Here is a 26,141-nt window from a genome sequence, read left to right on the forward strand (position 1 = left end):
TCCCTTTCGTTCCGTGTACCGAATACCTTGTGCGGCGGGAAAACGCGGAGGTTTCGGTGTGAGAGCCATATGAGCACTACTCTCTTGATCAATGAACGCGATCAGATTCGAATCAGTTGGGACCTTGGTCCGGTGAGCGCCACCCCGAGTTCGGACTCGCCGTTTCAGGGGACATCCGATTCATACGACGACCCGCCGGCATCGGTGGACTCCGAAGGAGCCGCGTGTGCGGTCCCCAGCGCACAGTTGCGTAATTTGCGCGCCGACGAGACCGAGCGTCTTCGTCGTCTCATGGCAGCAGTTGCCCAGGGTGACCAGCGTGCGTTCGCCGAGTTGTACGACGCGACGTCTGCTCGCGTCTACGGCATGGTGCTACGCGTACTTCGTGACCCCGGGTACAGCGAGGAAACCACCCAGGAAGTCTTTCTCCAGATTTGGCGATCGGCTCCGAACTACGATCCGAAACAGGGCAGTCCGCTCGCTTGGGTCATGACTCTGGCTCATCGGCGGGCCGTCGATCGGGTCAGGTCGGAGCAATCCGGTACCGACCGTGAGGCAGCGTACGGCGCCATCAGCCACTCACCCGAGCACGACGAGGTTCTCGAGGCTGTCACGCAACGGCTCGAGTCCGATGCAGTGATCGCATGCCTCGATACGTTGACCGATACCCAGCGTGAATCTGTGCGAATGGCTTATTACAGCGGTTGGACCTACCGCGAGGTTGCCGAGCGCCTCGAGGTAGCGGTACCGACCATCAAATCGCGAATACGAGATGGGCTGATCAAGTTGAAGACATGTTTGGGGGTGACACCCTCATGAGCGAAGCGATTCGACAGCGACTGCTCGATTCCGCGGAGGTATTTGCCCTCCATGCGGTCAGCGCAGCAGAAGAATCAGAGATCGAACGCGATCTCGAGTCGGTCGACGACACCGCCCGCGTCCAGTTCGGCATTCTCGTCGGGGAGATTCAGGAGACGTTGGCGCTGGCTTCGGTGCTCGATGCCGTCGAGCCCCCGCCAGAGGTTCGCGCACGGCTTCTCGACGAAGTTCCGCGTACATCGCAGGTGACCCCACCGCCGGTGACCGCGTCGAACGTGACGAGCATGAAGGGTCACCGTGAACGGCGAAGCACCAGGTTGCGTACCTCGTTGATGGCTGCCGCGGCGGCGGTGGTCGTTGTAGTCGGTGGAGGTGTCGTCGCGACGCAAGTGATCGGGAACGATCCAAGCCCGACGCAGGCCGAGCAGGTGATTGCGTACGGTGACACGCAGGAATCCACAGCGAGCTTCCCTGGTGGAGGTACTGCGAAGATCTCGTATTCACGTGAAGCAGACTCGGCCGTGGTGGAACTCGACGGTGTGGCGGCACCGGAGGCGGGCAAGGACTACCAGATGTGGTTCGTCGAAGGAACTCCACGATCGGTCGGGCTCGTCACGCCGGCGCAACTCGAGGAAGGCGGCCAGACGGTCATCGAGGGTATGGGGGGAGCGACCAACTTCGCGTTCTCGCTCGAACCCGCAGGCGGCTCACCGCAGCCGACCGAGGTGCTGACAATGGCGACATTGGGCGCCTAGCAACAATGTGATTGCTGAAGCTGGGTGGACGAGGACGCCGGTGGAGATTTTTCCGCCGGCGTCCTGGCTCCAACGGGAGTCCGCGGTCGATGTTCAGCGCCGCGTTTCGAACTGGCCAAGCGACTTTATCGCTGTGTTCATCTGCAGGTATGCCCCCGTAGCGAGGTTGGTCAGTAGCTCCAGTTTCACGGCGGGTGCGTTTTTCGTCAGTGCATCGAAGTCCTCGACCGAAAGCACCCCTACGGTCAACGGCGTGTCCGCGCAGAAGTCGAGGAGGAAGGTCGTGCCGGCCAAAAGTGGCATCTCACCGAAGCTCATGCCAGGCGACAGCGTGGTTATTCGATGGCGTGAACCGTCGTCGGCCACGAAGATCGAGCTGACTTCACCTGCGAGCACCAGGAACAGCCCCGACGCCGGGTCTCCGCCGCGCACGATCACTTGGCCGCGGGGATAGTCCCGGATGTCGATCAGCGCTTCCACTTCCTTGTGCTGAGCGGGGGTCAGTCCGCTCAGGACCGGATGTTCCGATACCGAGATCGTCTCCGGTTGCCGCGGCCCTGCGCAGTAGCGGTCGAGTAGCAGTTCTTCTGCCCATCGAATGGCCGAGCCTGCGTCGGAGAAAACCCGGCCAGCTCCGGCGTTCGGGTCGATACTGGAAACCTTGTGTCCCATGACTCCCTGTGGGTCGACCAGCGAGGCTTGGCATCCACGTTCAGCCAGGTGACTGTGCAGGGCGTCGAACATGCTGCGCGCGACGTCACTGACCTCGCCGACCCCGCGGACATCGATGACCAACGCGTCGAGCTTGTCGTCGAGATTGCCGATCTCGCGTACAGCCGTCTCGGCGCCCGAGAACAGCAGGTCGCCGTGTAGTTCGTATACTCTTGCGCGAGTACCGAACTCGGCGAGAGCATCTTGTTCGACGTCACTTCTGCGCTTTCGAGACGGTACTTCGGTGAGCGTGTAACGAGCGCGAATGGCCGAACGGGCTGCACGGGTCACATGCAGGAAGTGAAGTTCGAGCCTGGTGGACAATTCGCGGCAGGTCGCCACTCCCCGCACGCTGCTCCCGTGTTGATCGAGACGGGGGGAATACACCGCAATTCCCATCTGCCCCGGCAACACTGCGAGCAGTCCACCTCCTACTCCGCTCTTGGCCGGCATGCCCACTCGCGCAACCCAATCACCTGCACCGTCGTACATACCGCATGTCGTCATCACGCTGAGTACTCGTTCGACGAGGGCGGGTGCCAAAGCTCGTTCCCTGGTTCGTGGGTTCACGCCGTTGTTGGCCATGGTGGCTGCCATCATGGCCAGATCGGCGGCGGTCACATCGATCGAGCATTGACGAAAGTAGAGGTCGACGGCCGCGTCTGGATCCTCCTCGATGATGTCGAAGGACCGCAGCATGTATCCGATCGCGCGGTTTCGATTTCCGGTTCTGGCCTCGGAGGCGTACACGCTCTCGTTGAAGGTGAGTTCTCGGCCCGCATAACGTGAGTACGCCGCCCTGATCCGTTCGAACCGATGTTTCCTCGTGCGTCCTTTGATCAACGACGCCGAGGTGATTGCGCCGGCATTGATCATCGGGTTTCTGGGACGTTCGGTGATCGGGTCCAAACTGATCTCGTTGAACGGCTCACCCGACGGTTCGATGTCGATCTTGCGGGCAACTGCAGCCTCACCGCGATCTGTCAGCGCCAATGCATAGGTGAACGGCTTCGAGATCGACTGAATGGTGAAGGGGGTCGCGGTGTCGCCGATTTCGTAGACATAGCCATCGCTGGTCGCAAGGGCTATCCCGTAGCCGTCGGGTGCGACTGCCGCGAGCTCCGGGATGTAGTCGGCAACCGCACCCGACGTATTGTCTCGGCATGCGTCGAACACGTCCTTCAGGATTTGGTCCACGACAGTTGTCATGAGGTGACCCTATGCTCCGGCCACCTCTTTCGATGTGACGATGGACGCGCCGCGATTGTTGGGTGCATGTGCCGGACCGCAGTATTGTCGAACAGTAGGAGCTATCTCGGCGTCGCTCCACGGGACGCTACGTAGACTGGGGAGACAAGACAGTTCGCATCGAACAAGGCAAGACTGCAAGGACCGAAGATTTCCGGCCGGAGGGAGCGATCTCGTTGGGTGTCCTAGCTCGAATCCAGACGCCCGAGGACTTGCGCCTACTGGCCCCGTCCGAAGTGGCAGACCTGGCAGTCGAGGTCCGTGAGTTCCTCGTCGACAAGGTGTCGGCGACGGGAGGTCACCTCGGACCGAATCTCGGCGTCGTCGAACTGACGCTGGCGATACACCGTATCTTCTCCTCGCCACACGACCCGATCATCTGGGACACCGGCCACCAGGCCTACGTACACAAGATGATCACCGGTCGGACCGGAGCTTTCGATTCGCTGCGCAAGCAGGGCGGTCTTTCCGGATACCCCTCACGTGCAGAGAGTGAGCACGACTGGGTGGAGTCTTCACACGCATCGGCTTCGCTGTCGTACGCAGACGGACTGGCAAAAGCTTTCGAACTGAAGGGGCAAACCGACAGGCATGTCGTAGCCGTCGTCGGCGACGGTGCCCTGACAGGTGGCATGTGTTGGGAGGCCCTCAACAACATCGCGGCAGGCAAGGACCGCTCGGTTGTCATCGTCGTCAACGACAACGGACGTTCCTACGCACCGACGATAGGCGGCCTCGCCGAGCATCTCGCAGCGCTTCGGCTACAACCCGGTTACGAGCGGGTCCTCGACAACGGTCGACGCATCGTGCGCAAGATTCCATTCGTCGGCAAGACCGCATACGCGATGTTGCACGGAATGAAGGCCGGGGTGAAAGACGCGCTGAGTCCTCAGGTCCTGTTCACCGATCTCGGTATCAAGTACCTCGGACCCGTCGACGGCCACGATGAGCCGGCGCTCGAGTCGGCACTTCGACGTGCCAAGGACTACGGCGGCCCGGTGATCGTTCACGCGGTGACGCGCAAGGGGATGGGTTACGCGCACGCCGAGAACAATGTCGCCGATCAGATGCATGCCACCGGTGTCATCGATCCGCTTACCGGACAATCACGTTCGGTGGCTGCACCGGACTGGACGTCGGTCTTCTCTCGTGAACTCATCGATATCGCGGCTGACCGTGAAGACATCGTCGCGATCAGCGCGGCGATGGCCGGCCCGACAGGTTTGGCTGCATTCGGCGAGAAGTACCCCGGTCGGCTTTTCGATGTCGGGATCGCTGAGCAGCATGCCATGACCTCGGCGGCAGGCCTCGCGCTCGGCGGGATGCACCCAGTCGTAGCTGTGTACTCGACGTTCCTCAATCGTGCATTCGATCAACTGCTCATGGATGTGGCGTTGCTGAACTTACCGGTTACGTTGGTTCTCGACCGTGCAGGTGTCACCGGCAACGACGGCGCCAGTCACAACGGCATGTGGGACATGTCGCTGCTGGGGATAGTGCCAGGAATTCGTGTCGCCGCTCCTCGTGACTGCGCGACCCTTCGGGAGGAGCTCGCCGAAGCTTTGGCGATCAACGACGGTCCCACGGCACTGCGGTTCCCCAAAGGTGCCGTGACGGATGATGTTCCAGCGCTGCGACGACTCGACGGTCTCGTCGACGTTCTTGTCGAGCCGGAGTCCGGAGAGCGCGATATTCTCATCGTCGCTGTGGGGGCCTTCGCTTCATTGGCGCTCGATTCAGCTGAAAAGCTTGCAGCTCAGGGGCTTTCGGTTACAGTGATCGATCCACGCTGGGTGCTTCCGGTACCGGAGTCGCTCCTCGAGATGGCCAAGGATTTCCGTCTCGTCGTCACGATCGAAGATTCGGGTCTACATGGCGGAATCGGATCGAGCGTATCTGCCGCTGTCCGCGCCGCGGGTGTCGACACGATCTGCCACGACATCGGTGTGCCACAGAGGTTCCTGGATCACGCTTCTCGTGAGCAGATTTTCAATGAGCTCGGTTTGACCTCGGAAGACGTCGCACAGCGAATCGTGGGATGGTCCAAGTCGCCCTGAACTTTCGCTTGGTGCATCCGGCAGCGCCATGATGGGTCGTGTCGATCGGATCGTTCAAGTCAGTCGCTGGAATCGTCAGTAGGAGGCGACCATTCGACGACGCGTACGTCCTTGACGAGATGAGCGCGAACGAACGGATCGTAGGTGAACAGTCGACTGGCCGTGTCCAAGTCCGTCGACTCGACGATGAACTTTGCGCCAGTGTGGTCCGCCAACGGTCCGGAAGATCGCACGATCCCGCGTCGGATCATCTCGGTGAGCCATGCATGGTGATCCGTCCGGTGATCGTCCCTACCGGACGATGATTCCGGTGTGTAGGAATATTCGACGATAAACGTGGACATGACATCTCACTCTCTGCGAGGAGCGGCTCAGATAACCATGTCTTCGAGTTCCATGCCCTTGGTCTCGCGAATCTTGAACTTGACGAAGAAGAAGGAGAGCAGAGCGAAGAACGCGAAGAACGCATAGATGAATCCGAGGCCGATCGTCTCGGTCAGCGGAGGGAAAGCCAGCGTGATTGCGAAGTTGGCTACCCAATTGGCGGCAGTGCTGATGCCCAGCGCGACCGCGCGCATTCGGTTGGGGAACATTTCACCGAGCATGACCCACATGATCGGACCCCATGTGGCGGCGAAGAAGATGACGAACAGATTGGCACCCACGAGGGCGACCGGACCCCATGGGTCGGGGAGGGTGATGTTGTCCCCGGACCCGATCGACTGGGTGAACGATGCTGCGGCAAGAACCAGACCGACGAACATTCCGATGGAACCGATCTGCAATAGATTCTTTCGACCGAATCGATCGACGAACAGAATCGCCACGAAGGTCATGCTCACGTTGATGACCGAGGTGATCACCGAGGTGACGAAAGACTGATTTTCGCTGAACCCGACCGATTTCCACAGAGTCGTCGAGTAGTAGAAAATCGCATTGATGCCGACGAATTGTTGCAGAATCGCCATGGTGATACCGACCCAGACGATGGGTTGCAGGCCGAATTTGGGCCCTCGTATGTCCGCAAACGAAGATTTGGCTTCAGCTCTGAGTGTGAGCCGAATTTCCTTGACTCGTTCGTTCGGATGCATTTCGCCGGAGATTTCACCGAGAATGCGCGCGGCTTCCTCGTCGAGGTGCTTGCCTACCAGGTATCTGGGCGATTCCGGAATGAGCGTAGCGAGGAAGCCGTACACGAGCGCGGGAACGACGCCGACGAGGAACATCCATCGCCAAGCTTCCATTCCGAACCACAGGTCGTTCGATGGCCCACCTGCGGCGTTCTGCAGTACCGCGTCGGAGAGCAATGCGGCGAAAATACCGATGGTGATCGCCAACTGCTGAAGTGACGCAAGACCGCCCCGATACTTCGCCGGGGCGATCTCCGAGATGTATGCAGGCGCGATCACCGAAGCGATCCCGATGCCCAGTCCGCCGATGACTCGCCACAGCATCAGGTCCGGAACGCTGAATGCGAAACCTGAACCGACGGAAGAGATGGTGAACAATGCTGAGCCGAGCAGCATGACGCGTTTGCGTCCCCAGCTATCAGCGAGTCGTCCGGCGAACCATGCGCCTACTGCGCAACCGAGTAGCGCAATGGCGACGGCGAAACCGGTGATGAACGAGTTCAGGCCGAAATTTTCTTGAATCGAATCGACCGCGCCGTTGACGACCGAACTGTCGAAACCGAAAAGAAATCCCCCGACCGCGGCAGCGACGGTGACTCCGATGACTTTCGCGGTGTAGCGATCTGTAGGTTGCGTCATTGCGAACCCAGCTTTCGAGGTCGTGTGCCAGCAGCGATGGTGGTTAGGCCATCATGGCCCCGACCCGCTCGAAAGTGGTGGAAATCGGCGGATCTTGCCCCGAAGAGTTACCGCACGTAAAGGGCAGGCGCCGGGTGTGAGGGAAATGGCGACGGTATCGAAACGAAAGACGGCCCGCACAACGAAAGTGCGGGCCGTCCTCCCAGTGTTCAGCTCAGATGCTGGCAACACCGGGAGCGAGGAACCGCTGCCCGGTGGCCGCCTCCGAGGCGCCACTACGATCGAGGTACGGCGTGATTCCGCCGTTCCAGAATCCGAACCCACCGCCGAGTAGCAGGCAGAGGTCGATGTCCTCGGGTGCCGCGACGACGCCTTCGTCGAGCATGATTCGGATCTCGTCGGCGATTGCGTTGCGGGTGCGATCGAGCACCTGCTCTGCAGTCGATGGTGAGTCACCCTGCGGCCATAGGGCAGCAACCTCGGGGTCGACGACCTGGCCTTCGGGTCCGTACGTCCAGACGCCGGGCTTCTTCGCCTCGACCAGGGCGCGGAATCCGGGCGAGTCCTTGAACCGATCCGGGTAAGCCTCTGCAAGCGTTTCGGCCGTATGCAATGCGACGGCAGGCCCGACCAGAGCGAGGAGAGTCAACGGGCTCATCGGCATACCGAGTTCGCCTACTGCGCCGTCGGCGACGTCGAAGGGGGTGCCCTCGTCGATCGCCCCGATGATCTCGTTGGATGCGCGGGTCACCAAGCGGTTGAACACGAAGCCCGGAAGATCTGCGGACAGAACCGCGGACTTCTTGAGTGTCTTCGCAGTCGCGAATGCTGTTGCCAGCGTTGCATCGTCGGTCTTCTCGCCCTTGACTACCTCGAGAAGTGGAAGCACGGCTACGGGGTTGAAGAAGTGGAACCCCACAACGCGTTCCGGGTGCTTCAGATCTGCTGCCATCTTGGTGATCGACAGCGAAGACGTGTTCGTCGCGAGAATCGTTTCAGCGGAGACGAATTCCTCGACCTCGGCGAACACCTTCTTCTTTACATCGAGGTTTTCGAACACGGCCTCGATGACGAAATCGGTCTTGGCGAAAGCGGCCTTGTCGATCGATCCGGACACCAGCGCCTTGAGTCGATTCGCGGCGTCGGGGGAGAGGCGCTTCTTGCCGAGCAGCTTGTCGATTTCGCCATGGACGTAACCGACGCCCTTGTCGATGCGTTCCTGGTCGATGTCGGTCAGAATGACGGGCACCTTCAGCTGACGCACGAACAGCAAAGCAAGCTGACTGGCCATCAACCCGGCACCGACGATGCCGACGCCCGTGATCTTGCGAGCCAGCGACTTGTCGGGTGCGCCTGCGGGACGCTTCGCGCGCTTCTGAGTGAGATCGAACGCGTACAACCCGGCGCGAAGTTCGTCCTTGACCAGCAACGTCGACAGTGCATCGTCTTCTGCGGCGAAGGCCTTGTCCAGCGAAGCCGGATCGGTGATGTCGGTGTTCTTGGCAAGCTCGAGCAGTTCTACCGCAGCTACTGGACCCGGCGCGAAGTTGCCTGTTTTGCCGGCCACGATGCCCTTCGCACGCGCGATGGCGTCGTCCCACGCCTGGCCGCGGTCGATCTCGGGCCGATTCGGAACGACGTCGCCGTTCAACACCCGAACAGCCCATGCAAGAGACTGCTCGATGAAGTCGGCGCCGCCGAACATGGCGTCGACGATGCCCAGGTCCACAGCTTGCTGTGGCTTCAGCGTGCGGTTCTGGTTCAGCGAGTTCTCGATGATGACGGTCACTGCGGTGGAAGCGCCGACGATGTTGGGCAGCAACTGGGTGCCGCCCCAGCCGGGAACGAGTCCGAGAAATGCCTCGGGGAGCCCCAGCGCTGCGGCGTTGTCAGCGACAGTTCGGTAGTGGGAGTGCAGTCCGACTTCGAGTCCACCGCCGAGTGCAGCGCCGTTGATGAAAGCGAACGTCGGGATGCGTGACTCGCGCAGGCGGCGGAACACCTTGTGGCCGAGCTGCCCGATCTGGAGCGCCTCGTCCTTGGTCTTGATGTTGGGTACGCCGTTGAGGTCGGCGCCGACGGCGAAGATGAACGGCTTGCCGGTCACCGCGATAGCAACGGGATCAGCTGCGAAGGCCTCATCGAGGGCGGCATCGAACCGCGCGAGTCCGGCCGGACCGAATGTCGACGGCTTGGTGTGGTCGCAGCCGTTGTCCAGGGTTACGAGGGCAATGCTGCCTTCGAGGCCAGGTACGGAGATGATCTTGGTGAACGCGTTCGTGACTACCTCGTCCGTGAACGCTGTGGTGATGTCGCTCATGCCTTCGCTCCTGAGTAATCGGAGTGGATCGGGTTTTCCCAAATGACGGTTCCGCCCATGCCGAGACCGATGCACATGGTCGTCAGGCCGTAACGAACGTCGGGGCGCTGAGCGAACTGGCGGCTCAACTGAGTCATCAGTCGCACACCAGAGGAGGCGAGGGGGTGCCCACAGGCGATGGCGCCGCCCCACTGGTTGACGCGGGGATCGTCGTCGGCGATGCCGTAGTGCTCGAGGAATGCGAGAACCTGCACTGCGAACGCCTCGTTGATTTCGAACAACCCGATATCGGAGATGCTCAAACCGGTACGGCCGAGCAACTTCTCGGTAGCGGGGACCGGTCCGATGCCCATCACAGCAGGGTCGACGCCTGCGAACGAGAAGCCGACCATACGCATACCGATGTTCAGGCCGAGCTCGTGCGCAGTGTCCTCGCCGGCGAGGATCGCAGCGGTGGCACCATCGTTGAGACCGGCAGCATTTCCTGCTGTGACCCGGCCCGCTGGGCGGAACGGAGTCTTGAGCTTCGCGAGATCGTCGATGGTTGTTCCGGGACGCGGTGGCTCGTCCTCGGTGGCAAGGCCCCAACCAGCAGCGGACTTGGTGGCTACCGGTACGAGTGTGTCGGCGATGAAGCCGGCCTTCTTGGCGGCCTCGTACTTGTTCTGGCTCGCGACGGCATAGGCGTCGGTGCGGTCCTTGGTGATACTCGGAAACCGATCGTGCAAATTCTCGGCCGTGTTGCCCATGACGAGTGCACTCGGATCGACGAGCCTATCGGTGAGGAAGCGCGGGTTGGGGTCTACGCCTTCGCCCATCGGGTGGCGGCCCATGTGCTCGACGCCACCGGCGATGACGACGTCGTATTGACCGAATCCGATGCCGGAACCTGTCGTCGTGACGGAGGTCATTGCGCCCGCACACATGCGGTCGATGGCGAATCCGGGGACGCTGTGGGGGAGTCCTGCGAGGAGAGCGGACGTGCGCCCGATGGTCAGCCCCTGATCACCGGTCTGCGTCGTAGCCGCGATGGCGACTTCGTCGATGCGCTCCGGGGGCAGAGCCGGGTTTTTGCGCAGTAGTTCGCGGATCGCTTTGACGACGAGGTCGTCGGCGCGAGTGTCGGCGTAGATGCCTTTGGGGCCTGCTTTGCCGAACGGTGTGCGGATGCCGTCTACGAACACGACATTGCGCTGTGAGCTTGTGGACGCGGGTACAGACACGCTTCGATCCTCCCGGGAAGATGCGGAATTGCGGCCCGGCTGACGCCGGACCGCCATCCACTCTAGCCGGTATTACCCGCCGGTAACTTGCTCAGGGGTACCGCTCTCGTGTTCAGGGGTACCGGTCTCTTGCTCAGAGGTCAGCGCGGCGGCGAGAACTGGTACGACCAGCTCGCGCTGCCACGGCCGGGCCTGCCCCTCGGTGAGCTTCTTGTCGATGATGTCCTCCGCGACATCACGATCGACAGGTGTCCAATCCCACACCAGGCGGCGAAGCAGATCGGGCATGAGCAGGTTCTCCACCGGCACCTCGACGTCCTCGCTCAATGCTGTCATCGCCGCACGCACGGTGGCCAGTCTCTCCGCAGCCTCGGGTTCACGACGTGCCCACCGATTCACCGGAGGAGGGCCGTCGAAGGGAGCCGACTTGGGTGGAAGCTCCTCGGTCGGCAAGCGTCGTGCGCGCTCGAGGGCAGACAGCCACACCTTGGTCGAGCGTCGCTGACGCGGACCACCGAAGACCGGAAGTGCACGTAGTTCGCCCTCCGTTTTCGGATCTGCCGTCGCTGCGGCGACAATCGCCGAATCGGGCAGAATGCGGCTCGGCGCAATGTCGCGGTGTGCCGCGATCTCGTCGCGTGAGCGCCACAATTCACGAACGGAGGCCAATACCCTCGCCGACTTGACCGCGTGGATTCCCGACGTCTTTCGCCAGCGGTCAGGCTTGGGCTTTGCTGGACCGAGCGCAAGGATGTGCGCGAACTCTTGTCGTGCCCACTCGGTTTTGTCCTTCGCGGCGAGTTCCTCTGCCATCGCATCACGCAGCTCGAGCAGAACTTCGACGTCGAGCGCGGCGTAGTTCAACCAGCTGTCGGGGAGTGGACGTGTCGACCAATCTGCCGCTCCGTGTCCCTTCTGAAGCGACAAGCCGAGCGTGCGTTCGACGATCGGGCCCAGCCCGACTCGTTCGAAACCGGCGAGTCGTCCGGCCAGTTCGGTGTCGTACAACGCCGCAGGCACGAGCCCCAGCTCGGCGAGACCTGGCAAATCCTGGTCCGCCGAATGCAGGACCCATTCGAGAGGATTGATCACCGAAGCCAGCGGTTCGAGTGCACCGGTGACCGGAATCGGATCGAGCAGGACGGTGCCTGCGCCGCGTCGTCGAAACTGCAATAGGTAGGCGCGTTGCGAATATCGGAAACCCGACGCACGCTCGGCATCGACAGCGAGCGGGCCGTGACCACCCGCGAGCAGTTCGGCTGCCGCCACCACGCCCTCGACGGTGTCGACAACTGCGGGAACGCCGTCGGCAGGCGCCAACAGGGGTTTCGGAGCGGGCGCATCGACACTGTCACCGTCGTTCGTTACGTCCGAGGCATCGTTGGAACTCATCGCTGACATGAGAGCAGACTCTAAGCCCTCGTGCCGCGACGCCGTGCGAACTCAGGTCCGGTTACCACCGTGTGTGCGGAGTTCGGTGATGCCGGCGGGTGGCAGCCCAGCTGCATAAGCAAGCACCTCGCAGAAGGCCTCGACATGCGGAGCCAACTCGCCGGTGGTGGGGGTCCACGACGCGCGCAGCTCGAGCTGATGGGCTCGCGGCGGACCGGCGATATCGCCGTAGCGGACCGAACTCGTCGACGTCACCGTCCCGCCGAGGGCGTTCATCGACTCCGACCGACTCTCCAACGCATCGACCAACCAACTCCATGCCACCTCGGGCAACATGGGGTCGGAGGCAAGAGATTCATCGACGTCGGCCTGGATATAAGCGACGAGACGCATTGTTCCGTTCCAGGCTTCGTCACCGTCTGGGTCGTAGAGCAGAATCAGCCGGCCGAACGCATCGCCGTCGGATTGTTCCGCGATATCTTCGGAAGTCGAATGCTGAACTTCAGCACCCATCGCGTAGCTGAACGGGGCTAGGCGTTGCGGTGGGCGGATCGGTCCGAGTTCGATGGCTGGGTGCACGACGGCCCGGTGCATCGCCTCGATCGCCGATCGAAACGGCGCAGGTTCGGCAGTGGATCCGGGATTGGTCACGACTCCGGACGTTAGACTCGTCACCTTCGGGTTCGTCGGAGGCGCGCCGCAAGTGCGACCGACTGCAGGGCAACCGACCTGGAGTCGACGGAGCCATGAGTCGCGCTCAGGCCTGCATGGCGGCAATATTCTTATCTCGTGGCAGCATGGATGGCAATGAACACAATCGCGCCGTACCCTCGCCGTCAGCTGCCCGACGCGCCTTTGTTGGCCACCATCGCGGGACGGGCGACATCGCGTCGTCCGGTGTGGTTCATGCGGCAGGCCGGGCGATCGCTACCGGAGTACCGCAAGCTCAGAGTCGGTACCGGCATGCTCGAGTCATGCTTCACTTCCGACCTGGTTGTCGAGATCACGCTGCAGCCGGTTCGACGCCATGACGTCGACGCAGCCATCCTTTTCTCGGACATCGTGGTTCCGCTGAAGGCCGCGGGTATCGATCTCGACATCGTTGCCGGAACCGGGCCGGTGGTGGCGTCGCCGGTACGTTCGGCAGCCGACGTCGCAGCGTTGCCGCAGTTGAGCGCCGAGCAGGTCGAGCCGGTCACCAATGCGGTGACCACGCTGACCCGTGAATTGGGCGATACCCCGCTCATCGGATTCGCAGGGGCTCCGTTCACGCTCGCCTCCTACCTGGTCGAAGGTGGACCGAGTAAGAACCACGAGAAGACCAAAGCGCTCATGCGCTCGGATCCGGCAACGTGGCACACCCTTCTCGACACTCTCGCCGACACGACGATCACGTTCTTGCAGGCACAGCTAGCGGCGGGTGTCGACGCGGTTCAGCTCTTCGACTCCTGGGCAGGCGCGCTCTCACTGGCGGACTACCGCGAGTTCGTGCTGCCTCACTCGACGAAGGTGCTCGATGCGATGTCCCCGGCCGGCGTACCGAAGATTCATTTCGGTGTCGGGACCGGCGAACTCCTCGGTGCCATGGGAGAGGCCGGTGCCGACATGGTCGGTGTCGACTGGCGAATTCCCCTCGATGTCGCAGCCCGACGCGTCGGCCCGGGGAAGGCGTTGCAGGGAAACCTGGACCCTGCGGTGCTCTTCGCCGGTTGGGATGCCGTCGAGAGTGAGGTTCGGCGCATCGTCGCCGAGGGCGATCGCGCCGTCGAAGCAGGCGCTGTGGGGCATGTCTTCAACCTCGGTCACGGAGTTCTGCCCGATACCGATCCGGATGTGCTGACCCGGGTTGTGGAGTTGGTGCACTCGCTGTGACCGTAGGGCCGCCTCGTGTTGTGGTGATCGGTGGCGGGATTACCGGCCTTGTTGCCGCCTTCAGGCTGCGGCAGAAGTTGGGTCCCGAAGCCGATATCACCATCGTCGAAGAATCGATGCGCCTCGGCGGCACGTTGCGCACGGTCACGTTGGCGGGCGGGCCGTTCGATGTCGGCGCCGAGGCATTCATCGGCCGCAGACCCGAAGTGCCTGCCCTGATGGATGAGCTCGGATTGAGCGCGCAGCTCGTCCATCCGGCCGGATTGCGTCCACTCGTCTTCTCGGGCGAGACGCTCCACCCACTCCCGACCGGGACGCTGATGGGTATCCCCGCGGACGCTGCCTCCGTGGAGGGCCTGGTCGATGCACGGTCGCTGGCAACCATCGCCGGTGAGCGTGACACCGAGTTGTCCTGGGACCGAACCAGCGACCTCAGTGTCGCCGAGTTGGTCGGTTCGCGATTCGGTGACCAGGTTCTTGCGAGATCGGTCGACCCGCTGCTGGGCGGCGTCTACTCGGGGCTTTCCGATTCGATCGGGGTTCGCGCAGCACTACCCACCCTGGCAGCGGCCCTGGACGCCGGAGCCACAAGTCTGTCGGCGGCCGTGGCGTCCGCGCTTCCGGCTCCGAGTTCCGCGCCGGTTTTCGGTGCACTGCGTGATGGATATCGCACCTTGATAGATGCGCTGGTTGCGGCCGCTGCACCGCGCACCCTGTTGGGCACTACGGTGACGTCCGTACGCCGAGAAAACGGCGGTTGGGTGGTGGATCCGATCGGGCAGTTCGACGCGGTGGTGCTGGCCGTTCCCGCGCCGGCATTGGCGTCGATACTGCGCTCTGTCGTTCCGGATGCCGCTGCAGCTGCTGCCGAAATCGAGCTCGCGTCGTCCGTCGTGGTGGCCATGGCGTTCGACACCGCCGTCGACCTACCCGACAACTCCGGCGTACTCGTCGCCACCGACGCCGGATTGGCCGTCAAGGCGTTCACGTTGTCCAGCAGGAAGTGGTCACATATTGCCGAGCGTGGGATCTCACTCGTCCGTGCATCGCTGGCAAGATTCGGTGACGCCGGTCCGCTCACCTGGTCCGATGAGCAGCTGGTCGAGGCAGCCGTACGAGACCTACACCGGGTGACCGGCGTGGACTCTGCGCCGTCGTCCTCGTTCGTCCAGCGATGGCGTGGGGGCCTACCGCAGTACGCGCCTGGTCACCTGGATCGAGTTGCCGCCATCGAGGCAGCTGTGCGGGATGTCGACGGTGTGGCCGTTGCCGGTGCGTGGAGTCACGGCGTCGGAGTGCCGGCTTGTGTCGCTTCGGCCACCAGAGCAGCCACACGCATAGCGGAAGTGGCACGATAGAGCCATGCCACGTTTGGACTACACAACCCTCAATTCGACCCTCCGCTACCTGATGTTCTCGGTCTTCAAGGTCACACCCGGCGTCCTGGGCGAGGACCGAGCCGAAGCCGCCAAGCAGGCGCGAGTGTTCTTCGAGAGTCAGGAAGAAAAAGGCGTCGCAGTACGTGGTGTGTACGACATCGCGGGCATGCGAGCCGACGCCGACTTCATGGTGTGGACACACGCGGAACGCATCGAAGACCTGCAGGCTACGTACTCCGATTTTCGTCGCACCACCGCGCTCGGCAAGGCCAGTACGCCGGTGTGGAGCAACACCGCGCTGCATCGTCCGGCCGAGTTCAACAAGTCTCACGTCCCGGCGTTCATCGCTGGTGAAGAACCCGGCGCCTACATCTGTGTCTACCCATTCGTGCGTTCCGTCGATTGGTACCTGCTCCCCGACGAAGAGCGGCGCACGATGCTCTCCGACCACGGCAAGGCCGCGCGCGGATACAAGGATGTGCGCGCCAACACCGTCCCGGCGTTCGCGTTGGGGGACTACGAGTGGATCCTCGCCTTCGAAGCTCCCGAACTCGATCGCATCGTCGACCTGATGCGGGACCTACGCGCAACCGAGGCACGAAGGCACGTTCGCGAGGAGACTCCGTTCTTCACCGGGCCACGCGTCGACGTCGAAGCGCTCGTCACGTCACTGCCGTGACCTCGGGGTCGGAGACGCACGCGGCGGGGACAAGCGGTGTGCGTAACCAGTCCGACGCGTCTCCGATCGAAGCTGTGGTGTTCGACTTCTCCGGAACGCTGTTCCGTTTGGAGGAGGACGCGAGTTGGTTCGAGACCGTCACGCACTCGGATGGAACACCGGTCGACGGTCATCGTGCGGCGGAATTGATGCGACGGATGACTGCGCCGGTGGGGGAGGTCGTCGAGTTCGACGAAGTGAGCAGACACGCCTGGCGTAACCGCGATCTCGATCCGGCGCTGCACCGTCAGGCGTATTTGCATGTTCTTCGTGAATCCGGCGTCAGCGACCGCGCTCAGGCCGAGTCCGTGTACGGCCGAGTGATCGACCCATCGTGCTGGACTCCATACCCGGATACGGCGGACGCGCTGGCGATGCTTGCCAGCAGAGCGATACCAGTCGCGGTGCTGAGCAATATTGCCTTCGACATCCGCCCGGCATTCGACATGCTCGGAGTGGGCGACTACGTCAGCGAGTTCGTCTTGTCGTACGAGGTCGGGTACATCAAACCTCAGCCGGAAATATTCCTTTCTGCGGTGCGTTCGCTCGGGGTGGATCCGGCGCGGACATTGATGGTCGGTGACAGTGAAGAGGCCGACGGGGCGGCACGGGCAATAGGGTGCTCGTTTGCCCTCGTCGATCCGATCGCGACGGGGGAGCGTCCCACAGCCTTGCTGGATGCACTGGCGAGCAGCGGAATTCGATGAAGCAGCCGCGCCAGGAAACGTCACAGCACATGGGTCACTGGGGAATGTTTCGAGCCGAAAGTGCCGACGGCGAGGTGACCGCCGTGCATCCCCGGGAGACCGACCGTAATCCCTCGCCCGTGCTGGGCAATCTCGCCGGCTCGGTGACGCACCGGTCTCGGGTGAAGGGCCCTGCCGTTCGACGCGGTTGGCTCGAGCGTGGTCCAGGTCCGACGGATCGGCGCGGCAGCGACGAGTTCGTTTCGGTGTCCTGGGACGAACTCACCGAATTGCTAGCCGTCGAGCTTGCTCGCGTGATCGACATCCATGGCAACCAGGCGATCTACGGCGGCTCCTACGGGTGGGCCAGTGCGGGACGATTCCATCACGCGCAGAGCCAGGTTCACCGATTTCTCAATTGCATCGGCGGCTATACGCGCTCGGTGCACAGCTATTCGCTCGGTGCCACCGGCGTCGTCATGCCGCACGTTCTGGGCGCGCACTGGAAGATGTTCTCTCGCTCCACCTCCTGGGAGGTGATCGCCCGGAAGACGGAACTGATCGTCGCGTTCGGCGGAATTCCGCTGAAGAATACCGGCATCAACCACGGTGGTACTTCCGACCATCCCACCGCGTCGGCTCTGGATGCGCTACGCGCCCGTGGCGGAAAGATCGTCACCATCAGTCCGCTTCGAAACGATCTCGACGGTGCTGCTCGTTGGATGACGCCGATTCCCGGCACCGATGTCGCGATGATGCTCGGACTCGCCTACGTTCTCGTCTCCGAAAATCTGCACGACACTGCATTTCTCGACCGATATTGCACTGGATACGCACGCTTCGAGGAGTATCTGCTCGGAGTCTCGGACGGCACGCCCAAGACCGCAGAGTGGGCGTCGAACATCTGCGGAGTCTCCACCTCGGAGATCGCCGACCTGGCACGCGAGATGGCGAGGCGTCGCACTTTGATCACCGTCACGTGGTCTCTGCAGCGGACGAAATCGGGCGAGCAAGCACCGTGGATGGGTGTGACACTGGCGTCGATGCTCGGACAGATCGGCATCCCCGGTGGGGGATTCGGGCACGGCTACGGGTCGATGAACGAGCCTGGTCTCGCGCCGGTACCGTATCCACTTCCCACCTTGCCCCAAGGCTCGAATCCGGTGAAGACTTTCATCCCGGTGGCTGCCGTGTCGGACATGCTGCTCCACCCCGGCGAACAATTCGATTTCGACGGACAGCGACTGACGTATCCCGATATTCGGCTGGTGCACTGGGCGGGCGGCAATCCCTTCCATCATCATCAGGATCTCGGACGACTTCGCCGGGCGCTGGCACGGCCCGACACGGTCGTGGTGCACGACCCGTACTGGACGCCCATGGCCAAGCACGCCGACATCGTCGTCCCGTCGACGACGTCGCTCGAGCGCAGTGACATCAGCTGCACACGCAACGATCCACTGCTGGTCGCCATGCACCCTGCCGTGCCACGATTTGCCGACGCGCGAGATGACTACGACACGTTCTCCGCGGTGGCCGAAAGACTCGGAGTCGGTGCGCACTTCACCGAGGGACGCACCTCGGGGGAGTGGGTGGAGCATCTCTACGATCAGTGGCGCGGTTACCTGCGCGGGATGAATGTGGACACTCCGGGTTTCGAAGAATTTTGGCAGCTCGGTTCATGGCGGATGGCGACCGAGGATGGGCTGACCCTGCTCGAGGACTACCGCGGCGATCCCGAGAAGTACCCGCTTCGAACCCCGAGTGGACGTATAGAAATATTCTCCGAAGTGATCGACGGGTTCGGTTACGAGGACTGCATTGGGCACCCAGCCTGGTACGAACCGGTGGAATGGCTCAAAGGTGAACGCGTGCAACAGTTTCCGCTACATCTTATCGCGAATCAACCACGAACGCGGCTGCACAGCCAACTCGATCACGGAGCGATAAGTCAGGCTTCGAAGGTGCATGACCGTGAGCCGATCCGGATGCACTCCAAGGCCGCGAACGAGCGCGGGCTACGCGACGGTGACGTAGTCAGGGTCTTCAACGATCGTGGTGCGTGTCTCGCCGGTGTCGTGGTGGACGAGGACATGATGCCCGCCGTGGTGCAGTTGGCGACGGGTGCCTGGTACGACCCCGAGGACCCCGCGGACGTCGGTTCGATGTGCGTGCATGGCAATCCGAATGTACTGACAGCCGACGTCGGCACATCCTCGCTGTCACACGGGTGCACGGGCCAGCATGTGCTGGTGCAGATCGAACGCTTCGAGGGCGTAGTGCCACCGATCACCGCGTTCGATCCGCCACAGTTCGTAGAACGAGAGACGGTCAGAAGAGAACTCGGCTGATCGTTTCCGCAATCAACGCGGGCTTCTCTTCGCCCTCGATGTGAAGTGTGTTGGTGGCCACGATCTGGAGTGCGCCACCGGACACTTCCTGGGCCGAAGTCAGTGTGGTCTGCAACCGGACGTGAGATCCGACCTTGACTGGGTTGATGAAGCGAACCTTGTTGGACCCGTAGTTGATTCCGAGCTTGGCATTCTCGATGGTGTAGATCTGCCAAGTGAGCACCGGGATCAAGGACAAGCTCAAGTAGCCGTGCGCAATCGGGCCGCCGAACGGGCTTTCCTTCTTGGCTCGTTCGACGTCGATATGAATCCACTGGTGATCACCCGTGGCGTCGGCGAAGGTGTCGACCCGGTCTTGAGTGATCTGCATCCAGTCACTCGTGCCGAGGTCCTCGCCGACGGCCGCAGTGATCTGCTGTGCTGAGGTGAAAGTGCGCATCGTCACATTATGCGCTGAGCGCCAAGGTCCGCGGAGTCGCCTCCTGCGCACCCGTCAGGACAGGCAGTCAGGACGGGTCGAGAACGAGGGAAATCGAGTTGATGCAGTACCGCTGATCTGTGGGCGTCGGATAGCCCTCTCCCTCGAAGACGTGGCCGAGGTGGCTGTGGCAGTTCTTGCAGATGACCTCGACGCGCCGCATACCGAGCGTGGTGTCCTCGTTGAGGATGACTGCGTCACTGTCTGCGGGATCGAAGAACGACGGCCAACCGCAGTGTGACTCGAACTTTTCGGTACTGCGAAACAGTTCGGCACCGCATGCGCGGCAGCTGTACACACCATCGGTTTTGGTGTCGGTGTACTCCCCGACGAACGGACGCTCGGTGCCCGCCTGACGCAGGACTGCGTACTCCTCGGGGGTGAGCTTCTCGCGCCATTGTGCGTCGGTGAGCTGAACGGCGGGAACAGAATTTTTTTCGGTCGCTGAACTCATGACACCACGCTAATACTTCTCGAGCTGCTTCGTTGTTTGCGCAGGTGAGCTCTCCGGAAGAAGGTACTCGGGTTCGATTCCGTCGTCGAGGCGGCCGTCACTGCGAGCAGCGAAGTACCGTCCGATCAGAACCGAGAAGATCACGATGATCAGCAAGCTCCAGCCGAATGTAGTGCGCATGTAGTCCATTGCTCGACCTCCCGTCGGGAATCGACCGGACAACCAGCGGTCGTAGCTCATGAATCCATAGATTGCGAGCCACGCCGGCCAATTTCGGAGAACCGAGTTCTTGAGCACGACCGTCATCAACAGTGGGAAGAGCAGCATCGAGTAGTACATCTGGCCGAGTGACCCGAGTAGCCAATGTGCAGTCAGTACCAGGCCCGAAGTTGTCGCTATGAAGAACAGGCGGTCCTCGCGACAGTAGCGGTAGAGCAACCACAGCGACACCAGAACCATCATGCCGAGAACCCCGCGGATTCCGTAGATCAGGAGCTCCGGCAATCCGTAGTAGCGGCCGTTGCCGACAATCGCGCTGTTGAAGTAATCGCGCGACTCGAGGAGATAGGGGAGGGTGCGGTCGATGAACTCCATCGGGTCCACCGACAGCGGCCAGGCGATCACGAGCAACACGACCGGAATTGCGATTGCGGTGATGAAAACTTTCCACTGCTTGGTCATCAGCGGAATGATCAACAGCGGTGCGAGGATCGGTTTGATGGCTAGTGTCAGCCCCATCGCCACACCGGCGGACAAGTCTTTTCGCTGGAGCAGCCAGTAGATGAATGCAACCTCACCCAACAGAACGAAACCGTTGAAGTTGGTGAACACCAAAGTGTTGGTCACTGTTTCACTCGCGAAGGCAGCGAGGAGAAGTGCAGGCGCTGCGACAGAGTTCAGTCCGAAGCCGAAGATCTTGAGCAAGATGTACAACGCAAGAACGATGGCAATCGTGCTCGCCAAGATGAACAACCAGCGAGAGCGTTCGGGATCGATGATTGCGAGAGGCGACAACAGCATCGTCGCGCTCGGCTGATAGAGATAATGCGGATCGACCGAGTCGAAGTTCGCCGTGTACACCGGCTCGCGATTGAGAAACGCGAGAGCAGCCCGGTAGACGGGGATGAAATCATTGGTGAAGTCACCGTTGACCGCCCGTACGATCGCCCGGTTGAGAACAGTCATGATGGCGATCGGCCATAGCGCGAACCGGACTACATCCGCGGTCGTCCGGCCGTTGCGGGGCTCGAGGAAGCTAAGTGACACGTGGGAACGGTACCTTGACCGGGCTCGGGCAATGACCGTCGACACCCGTTGGGTGTGTTCGGTACCACTCCGTGGATCGGCACCAGACGTGTCATGCGGGACAGACGCTGCCATCGGGAGGAAGCGACGCGTCGGTCGCATACGCAGCGGCCGCGGCCTGGCCGCACACGGACCCGCCGATCACCGGGTGGCCGGCACCCTGCCACGTCATTGCGGCCGAACGCGCGCCGGTGGCGGCAACAAGCCCGGTCACACCGGCGAACCCCCCGTTGCCGACGACCGGGTCACCGGCGCCACTGAGTTCGAGAACTGGCACCGACAGCGACGTCGGCAGGGGCGGAGCGGGTGCAGTCGGCCACGACGAGCACGTGAGTGCTGTCAGGGCGGCGTCGGTGCCGAAGATGGGGTACTGCTCGCTCCAACTTGCGCCGGCATCCCGCACGGCCTGCGGGGACGGCCACTGCCGGCCGTCGATGCACCGTGCGACGAACTGACCGTCCGTTCCGTAGGCAACTGCACCGCGCGAGGACAACCGGCTCAGTGCGGACGGATCGCCGGACCTGGCTGCGGATAGTGCATCGGCAAGCTCGAGTGTCCGTCTCGACGGGTCGCCGGAGGACGAGGCGAGTGCATAGGCGATCCCGTCGAGCACAGAGTGGGTCGACAGAGGTGCCAAGGCTCCGCTTGCCACCTGTGTCAGTAGTTCGGATACCGCGGCCTTGGGGTCGGATCCGAGCGAGCACTGGAGGGCCTGGCACCGCTGCACGAACGCAGTGAACGCAGCTTCTCGTCCTTCCGTTTTCTGCTGGGCCACGGTCATTTGATCTACGTTCATTCCGGTGGGCGAATCGAGAATCAACCGCGCCACTCGGTCCGGGTACTGGGCCGCATACGCCAACGCAGTGGATGCACCGTTCCCGGTGCCGATGATGCCGAGCGCATCGATTCCCCAGGCGATTCGAAGCTGTTCCAGATCGCCTGCGGCATAACTGGTAGCGAAAGCGATCTCCTGCGGCTGCAGTAGATCGGTGCATTCGATAGTCGCCTGGCGTCCGACGGCGACGGCGCGGTCCACGGCGTCACCGTCGGACACCGCGAATTGCCCCAGGTTCGCCAGCGTCTCGCGAGTGTCGGCTTTGACACAATCGATGGCTGTCGACCTACCGATTCCGCGCCGATCGATGGCGACGAGCGGGTGAGCCTCCAGCATCGTCGTGCTGTTGCCGGCCGCGAGGTCGGCAAGTGTGGCGATCGACGCACGGTCGGACCCAGAGGTGAAGACCAGGGGTGCGGCATCGGGCGGCGTCCTATCCAGTTTCGCACGCAGTGCGCCGACGGAGAAGGACCCGAACATCTGACCGGATGGGTCGACGGGCGCGTCGAAGTCTGCGCATTCGAGGACAACCCCGGGTGTGCGAGAGGTGAGGCCGTAGAGATCGAGGGTGCTTTGCGTGCAGTCGATCCACGCAAGATCGTCCACCGGAGCCTGTAATTCTGGATTCTCCGGTTCCGGATCGGCAGTCGACTTGTCGGGTAGCCCGGGGGAGTTCTGCTCGACGGCGACGTCCGGGCGTCCGGACGGCCCAGCACTGCATGCTGCCCCCAACATCGAGACCGAGAGAAGAACTACGAGCAACGATCTTTTCTGCGTCACGCTGCGAGGCTATCTACTTTTCCGCACCCGGAACTTCACCGGTACCGGCCGGACGCACTCGGACCCATCTGGTCAGCAGAGTTCCGTCGTCGTCGGCGAGCACGTGAATACGTTTCATCCGGTGCAGTACTGCGGCGTTCGAGTGCGCAATGCGCCCCGACTTTCCCGCAAGCAGGTTCGGCGAAGTCGTCAGGCATAGTTCGTCGACGCCATCGTCTGCAAGCAGCGTTCCGAACAGGCCTGGGCCGCCCTCGCATAGGACTCGCCTCAGACCCAGTTCGTCCAAGGCCGCCAGGACAGCGGAGGTCGGAACGGTCGTTCCCTCGACTTCGATTACGCGCGCACCTGCTTCGCGAAGTGTCGAACGTGACTCGGCCGACGCGGAGGCCGTCGTGATGATCGTCGGCGGCACTTCGGTGTCGGTGAGAAGCCGCGATGTCGGATCGATCGACGCCGAGGCAGTGACGACCACTACCGGGGGAACTGGTGCCAGGCCTGCGCCGATTCGTTGGTTCTGTTGTGACTCCGTCAGCCGGACACCCCCGTAATTCTCGCTTCGGACCGTCCCGGCCCCCACGAGAACCGCATCCGCCAGGGTCCGAAGCATATCGAACACGGCCTTGTCGGAGGGTGTCCCGAGACCCGCGGAGACACCGTCGGCGCTGACGGCTCCGTCGATGCTGGAGACGAAGTTCGCTCGGATCCACGGCGCGGTCAGGTTGTCCGGATAGGCGTACAACCGGCGTAGTTCGGCCCGGCCGACGACGCCGTCGGCCGGGTACGAGGGGCCGGAGCCTGGTGTGAAGTAGGTCGCAATATCGAGTAGGCGCACATTGTAGATAAGACCACCTCGTTACGCTTACTAGATGCCTGGACGTCTTGTCGATCGTAATCCTGTCGTTCCCTCCGATCAGTTGATCGCGCAGATGGTCCCCCCGGCCATGTTCGACGAAGTCAGTTTCGCCTCGTACATCCCGGATCCGAACGAACCCAGCCAGGCAGAGGCAGTCGCCAAAGCCGAGTCGTTCGCGGAGAAGGTGACCAAGATTCGCGGGAAGGGAAAACGCGGACTTTTCGGCAAGAAGGCGCCCTCTACCGGTGCAGGCTTGTACCTCGACGGCGGTTTCGGTGTCGGTAAGACCCACCTCCTTGCGTCGATCTTTCACAGCGTCCCCGAACCGAAGGCATTCGGTACGTTCGTCGAATTGACTCACGTCGTGGGCGCGCTCGGCTTCAACAAAGCGCTCGAGGAGTTGTCGGGTCACAGCGTCCTGTGTATCGACGAGTTCGAACTCGACGATCCAGGCGACACGATGCTCGTGTCGCGATTGCTGTCCGAGTTGTCCCAGCGCGGCGTGTCCATCGTGGCAACGTCCAACACCTTGCCCGGTCAGCTCGGCGAAGGAAGATTTGCAGCCGAGGACTTCATGCGAGAAATCAAGAAGCTCGGATCCATCTTCGAGTCCATCAGGGTGGACGGGCCCGACTACCGACACCGTGATCTGCCCCCGGCCCCCGATCCGACGTCCGAGGCCGAACTGATCGAACGGGCGGACTCCGTGGCCGATGCGACCCTCGATGACTTCGACGAGTTGTTGGCACATCTGAGCACACTGCATCCGTCGCGATACGGAAAGCTGCTCGACGGTGTGCAGGCGGTGTTCTGGAAGAACGTGCACCCCGCTTCGGATCAGGCCGTCGCGCTTCGACTCGTGGTGCTCGCCGACCGCCTGTACGACGCAGGTATTCCGGTGACCGGATCGGGCAGCAAGCTCGACGAGATTTTCACCGAGGAGATGCTGGCCGGTGGTTACCGCAAGAAGTACCTCCGTGCGACGTCTCGTCTGCTTGCCTTGTCTCGTTTCGCCGCCGTCGGATGACGCTCAGGTCAGTCGGGTGACGGTCGGGTCGGCGCAGATTCACGACCGTAGTGCTCGCTCCATGACGAAATCGTCGTGGATCTCGGAGCCGAGTGTGAAGGTCTTGGTTCCGACGATCTCGAATCCCTGTTTGGCATAGAAGCGTTGAGCGCGCAGGTTCTGTTGGTTGACGCCCAGCCAGATACCTGCGCACCGGCCGAGGGTCGCTCGGGCCAGCGATTCGGCCATCAGGGCCGCCGCCACGTCGCTCCCGTGATGGTCGGGAAGCACGTACATCTTGGAGATTTCCATCGTCGGTGCGTACGTCAGCACTCGCGCGACGTCCGGATCCGATGGTGGTCCGGACACGAGCATGGCGTAACCGACCATGGAATCATCCTCGGTCGCCGCCAGAATCGTGCGCTGCGGATCCGCCAGGTACTCACCGAACCGCTCATGCGAGAGAACGCCGTCTATGAACGCCGCTATTGCTGCTCTGGACGAACCAGGCGGGCATGCCAGCGGAAAGGTGACGGCCGCGACATCGGCTAGCTGTTCGGCGTCCCACAGGCCTGCGGTGGTTACGGTGACAGTCACAGGCGATCGACCGCTGCCTTCGCCTCACGCAACGAAAGCTCGGATCGAGCGCGCAAAAGCTTGATGGCGGAAATTGTGTTGCCTTCGGCCTTGAGAGTGCGCAGCCTGGGGATGATGTCCGCCCAAGCAGAGCTATCCACTCCTGATGCATCAGTCGTGGCGCCGAGCGTGGGGATAGGGTTTCCTCGCCCGACGGACTCGACTACATCCTTGGCTTCTTGGAGTCCTGCGCCGGTTCTTTCGCGGAACAACTTGATCGCGTGGATCTTCTTCTTTTCCCCCACGAGGCGATATATGTCTTCGCGCGCCGAGTGGTCCAAACCGGCGAGCATCAATTGTGTTGTGGCAGCGGCGTTCTTGGCTGGACTCTTGCGCGCGAGGAGCCACACCGCGAGCACTGCGGCATCGATGAGGACCAATGCGACGATGAACCATCCCCAGGTGGGCATGGTTCTAAGTAGAACACCTCATCTGAAAGTCGACAGTAGGCGGCATGACGATTGCATAACGACGAGCGCGAGCGCGCCCGGGCG

General features: G+C 62.3%; 23 protein-coding genes. 9 read left to right on the forward strand and 14 right to left on the reverse strand.

The features are described 5' to 3' along the window. Positions 1 to 69 precede the first annotated feature (69 nt). A complete protein-coding gene (locus BJD99_RS19215; protein ID WP_084348747.1) occupies positions 70 to 819 on the forward strand; it encodes a sigma-70 family RNA polymerase sigma factor in 750 nt (249 codons plus the stop codon). After that, positions 816 to 1,574: an anti-sigma factor domain-containing protein gene (locus BJD99_RS19220; protein WP_084348748.1), complete on the forward strand. Its 759-nt coding sequence runs from the start codon at positions 816 to 818 to the stop codon at positions 1,572 to 1,574. The genes BJD99_RS19215 and BJD99_RS19220 overlap by 4 nt, the downstream gene beginning before the upstream one ends. Before the next feature lie 93 nt (positions 1,575 to 1,667). Here the strand turns inward: BJD99_RS19220 and glsA are convergent, their stop codons facing one another. Further along, on the reverse strand, positions 1,668 to 3,494 hold the full coding sequence (glsA, locus tag BJD99_RS19225; protein ID WP_084348749.1) for a glutaminase A: 1,827 nt from the start codon (positions 3,492 to 3,494) through the stop codon (positions 1,668 to 1,670). A 215-nt stretch (positions 3,495 to 3,709) separates the two neighbouring features. Between glsA and dxs the strand changes: the two genes are divergently transcribed. Continuing rightward, the gene (dxs, locus tag BJD99_RS19230; protein WP_084348750.1) at positions 3,710 to 5,590 is read left to right on the forward strand and encodes a 1-deoxy-D-xylulose-5-phosphate synthase; all 1,881 of its coding nucleotides are present in this window, start codon (positions 3,710 to 3,712) and stop codon (positions 5,588 to 5,590) included. A gap of 59 nt (positions 5,591 to 5,649) precedes the next feature. On the opposite strand, the gene BJD99_RS19235 is transcribed toward dxs, so the two are convergent. The 6 genes from BJD99_RS19235 to BJD99_RS19260 all read right to left on the reverse strand — a co-directional run bounded on the left by BJD99_RS19235 (position 5,650) and on the right by BJD99_RS19260 (position 12,945). Then, the gene (locus BJD99_RS19235; protein ID WP_084348751.1) at positions 5,650 to 5,934 is read right to left on the reverse strand and encodes a YciI family protein; all 285 of its coding nucleotides are present in this window, start codon (positions 5,932 to 5,934) and stop codon (positions 5,650 to 5,652) included. 27 nt (positions 5,935 to 5,961) lie between these two features. Further along, positions 5,962 to 7,359 carry a sugar porter family MFS transporter gene (locus tag BJD99_RS19240; protein ID WP_084348752.1) on the reverse strand — a complete coding sequence of 466 codons (1,398 nt, stop codon included), beginning with the start codon at positions 7,357 to 7,359 and terminating at the stop codon, positions 5,962 to 5,964. 214 nt (positions 7,360 to 7,573) lie between these two features. Then, the gene (locus tag BJD99_RS19245) at positions 7,574 to 9,679 is read right to left on the reverse strand and encodes a 3-hydroxyacyl-CoA dehydrogenase NAD-binding domain-containing protein (RefSeq protein ID WP_084348753.1); all 2,106 of its coding nucleotides are present in this window, start codon (positions 9,677 to 9,679) and stop codon (positions 7,574 to 7,576) included. Next, positions 9,676 to 10,902, reverse strand: a complete 1,227-nt coding sequence (locus BJD99_RS19250; protein ID WP_084348754.1) for an acetyl-CoA C-acyltransferase — start codon at positions 10,900 to 10,902, stop codon at positions 9,676 to 9,678. Before BJD99_RS19250 ends, BJD99_RS19245 begins: the two co-directional genes overlap by 4 nt. 72 nt (positions 10,903 to 10,974) lie before the next feature. Continuing rightward, complete coding sequence (locus BJD99_RS19255) at positions 10,975 to 12,303, reverse strand: ribonuclease D (RefSeq protein WP_084348755.1); 1,329 nt, start codon at positions 12,301 to 12,303, stop codon at positions 10,975 to 10,977. Between the two features lie 42 nt (positions 12,304 to 12,345). Continuing rightward, positions 12,346 to 12,945: a DUF3000 domain-containing protein gene (locus BJD99_RS19260; RefSeq protein ID WP_084348756.1), complete on the reverse strand. Its 600-nt coding sequence runs from the start codon at positions 12,943 to 12,945 to the stop codon at positions 12,346 to 12,348. 156 nt (positions 12,946 to 13,101) lie between these two features. Here BJD99_RS19260 and hemE point away from each other — a divergent pair, with 156 nt between their 5' ends. The 5 genes from hemE to BJD99_RS19285 are packed head-to-tail and all read left to right on the forward strand — an operon-like array spanning position 13,102 to position 19,300. Beyond that, positions 13,102 to 14,166 carry a uroporphyrinogen decarboxylase gene (gene hemE, locus BJD99_RS19265; RefSeq protein ID WP_084348757.1) on the forward strand — a complete coding sequence of 355 codons (1,065 nt, stop codon included), beginning with the start codon at positions 13,102 to 13,104 and terminating at the stop codon, positions 14,164 to 14,166. Beyond that, positions 14,163 to 15,524 carry a protoporphyrinogen oxidase gene (locus BJD99_RS19270; RefSeq protein WP_084348758.1) on the forward strand — a complete coding sequence of 454 codons (1,362 nt, stop codon included), beginning with the start codon at positions 14,163 to 14,165 and terminating at the stop codon, positions 15,522 to 15,524. Before hemE ends, BJD99_RS19270 begins: the two co-directional genes overlap by 4 nt. 4 nt (positions 15,525 to 15,528) lie before the next feature. Further along, entirely contained in the window at positions 15,529 to 16,224 is a 696-nt protein-coding gene (hemQ, locus tag BJD99_RS19275) for a hydrogen peroxide-dependent heme synthase (RefSeq protein WP_084348759.1), read from the forward strand. A 38-nt stretch (positions 16,225 to 16,262) separates the two neighbouring features. Then, positions 16,263 to 16,970 carry an HAD family hydrolase gene (locus tag BJD99_RS19280; RefSeq protein WP_218775731.1) on the forward strand — a complete coding sequence of 236 codons (708 nt, stop codon included), beginning with the start codon at positions 16,263 to 16,265 and terminating at the stop codon, positions 16,968 to 16,970. Then, positions 16,967 to 19,300 (forward strand): molybdopterin-dependent oxidoreductase, encoded by a 2,334-nt coding sequence (locus BJD99_RS19285; RefSeq protein ID WP_179142419.1) that lies wholly within the window; start codon positions 16,967 to 16,969, stop codon positions 19,298 to 19,300. Before BJD99_RS19280 ends, BJD99_RS19285 begins: the two co-directional genes overlap by 4 nt. Here the strand turns inward: BJD99_RS19285 and BJD99_RS19290 are convergent. The 5 genes from BJD99_RS19290 to BJD99_RS19310 form a co-directional block, all read right to left on the reverse strand. Continuing rightward, the gene (locus BJD99_RS19290; protein WP_179142420.1) at positions 19,281 to 19,739 is read right to left on the reverse strand and encodes a MaoC family dehydratase; all 459 of its coding nucleotides are present in this window, start codon (positions 19,737 to 19,739) and stop codon (positions 19,281 to 19,283) included. The two genes, BJD99_RS19285 and BJD99_RS19290, sit on opposite strands and share 20 nt — an antisense overlap. A 67-nt stretch (positions 19,740 to 19,806) precedes the next feature. Beyond that, positions 19,807 to 20,232 carry a peptide-methionine (R)-S-oxide reductase MsrB gene (gene msrB / locus BJD99_RS19295; protein WP_084348760.1) on the reverse strand — a complete coding sequence of 142 codons (426 nt, stop codon included), beginning with the start codon at positions 20,230 to 20,232 and terminating at the stop codon, positions 19,807 to 19,809. A gap of 9 nt (positions 20,233 to 20,241) precedes the next feature. Next, positions 20,242 to 21,498, reverse strand: coding sequence for a glycosyltransferase family 87 protein (locus tag BJD99_RS19300; RefSeq protein ID WP_084348761.1), 1,257 nt, complete (start codon positions 21,496 to 21,498; stop codon positions 20,242 to 20,244). 91 nt (positions 21,499 to 21,589) lie between these two features. After that, on the reverse strand, positions 21,590 to 23,152 hold the full coding sequence (locus BJD99_RS19305; RefSeq protein WP_084348762.1) for an alpha/beta hydrolase: 1,563 nt from the start codon (positions 23,150 to 23,152) through the stop codon (positions 21,590 to 21,592). Between the two features lie 13 nt (positions 23,153 to 23,165). After that, positions 23,166 to 23,984 (reverse strand): pyrimidine reductase family protein, encoded by an 819-nt coding sequence (locus tag BJD99_RS19310; RefSeq protein ID WP_084348763.1) that lies wholly within the window; start codon positions 23,982 to 23,984, stop codon positions 23,166 to 23,168. A gap of 34 nt (positions 23,985 to 24,018) precedes the next feature. Here BJD99_RS19310 and zapE point away from each other — a divergent pair, with 34 nt between their 5' ends. Then, a complete protein-coding gene (zapE, locus tag BJD99_RS19315; RefSeq protein ID WP_084348764.1) occupies positions 24,019 to 25,032 on the forward strand; it encodes a cell division protein ZapE in 1,014 nt (337 codons plus the stop codon). Between the two features lie 39 nt (positions 25,033 to 25,071). Here the strand turns inward: zapE and BJD99_RS19320 are convergent, their stop codons facing one another. Both BJD99_RS19320 and BJD99_RS21360 read right to left on the reverse strand, forming a co-directional pair. Continuing rightward, a complete protein-coding gene (locus BJD99_RS19320) occupies positions 25,072 to 25,608 on the reverse strand; it encodes a GNAT family N-acetyltransferase (RefSeq protein WP_084348765.1) in 537 nt (178 codons plus the stop codon). Then, positions 25,605 to 26,057 carry a ribosomal protein L7/L12 gene (locus tag BJD99_RS21360; RefSeq protein WP_256895922.1) on the reverse strand — a complete coding sequence of 151 codons (453 nt, stop codon included), beginning with the start codon at positions 26,055 to 26,057 and terminating at the stop codon, positions 25,605 to 25,607. The genes BJD99_RS19320 and BJD99_RS21360 overlap by 4 nt, the downstream gene beginning before the upstream one ends. Positions 26,058 to 26,141 lie beyond the last annotated feature (84 nt).

The sequence above is a fragment of the Rhodococcus sp. 1163 genome (genome assembly GCF_002091985.1).
GTDB lineage: Bacteria > Actinomycetota > Actinomycetes > Mycobacteriales > Mycobacteriaceae > Rhodococcoides.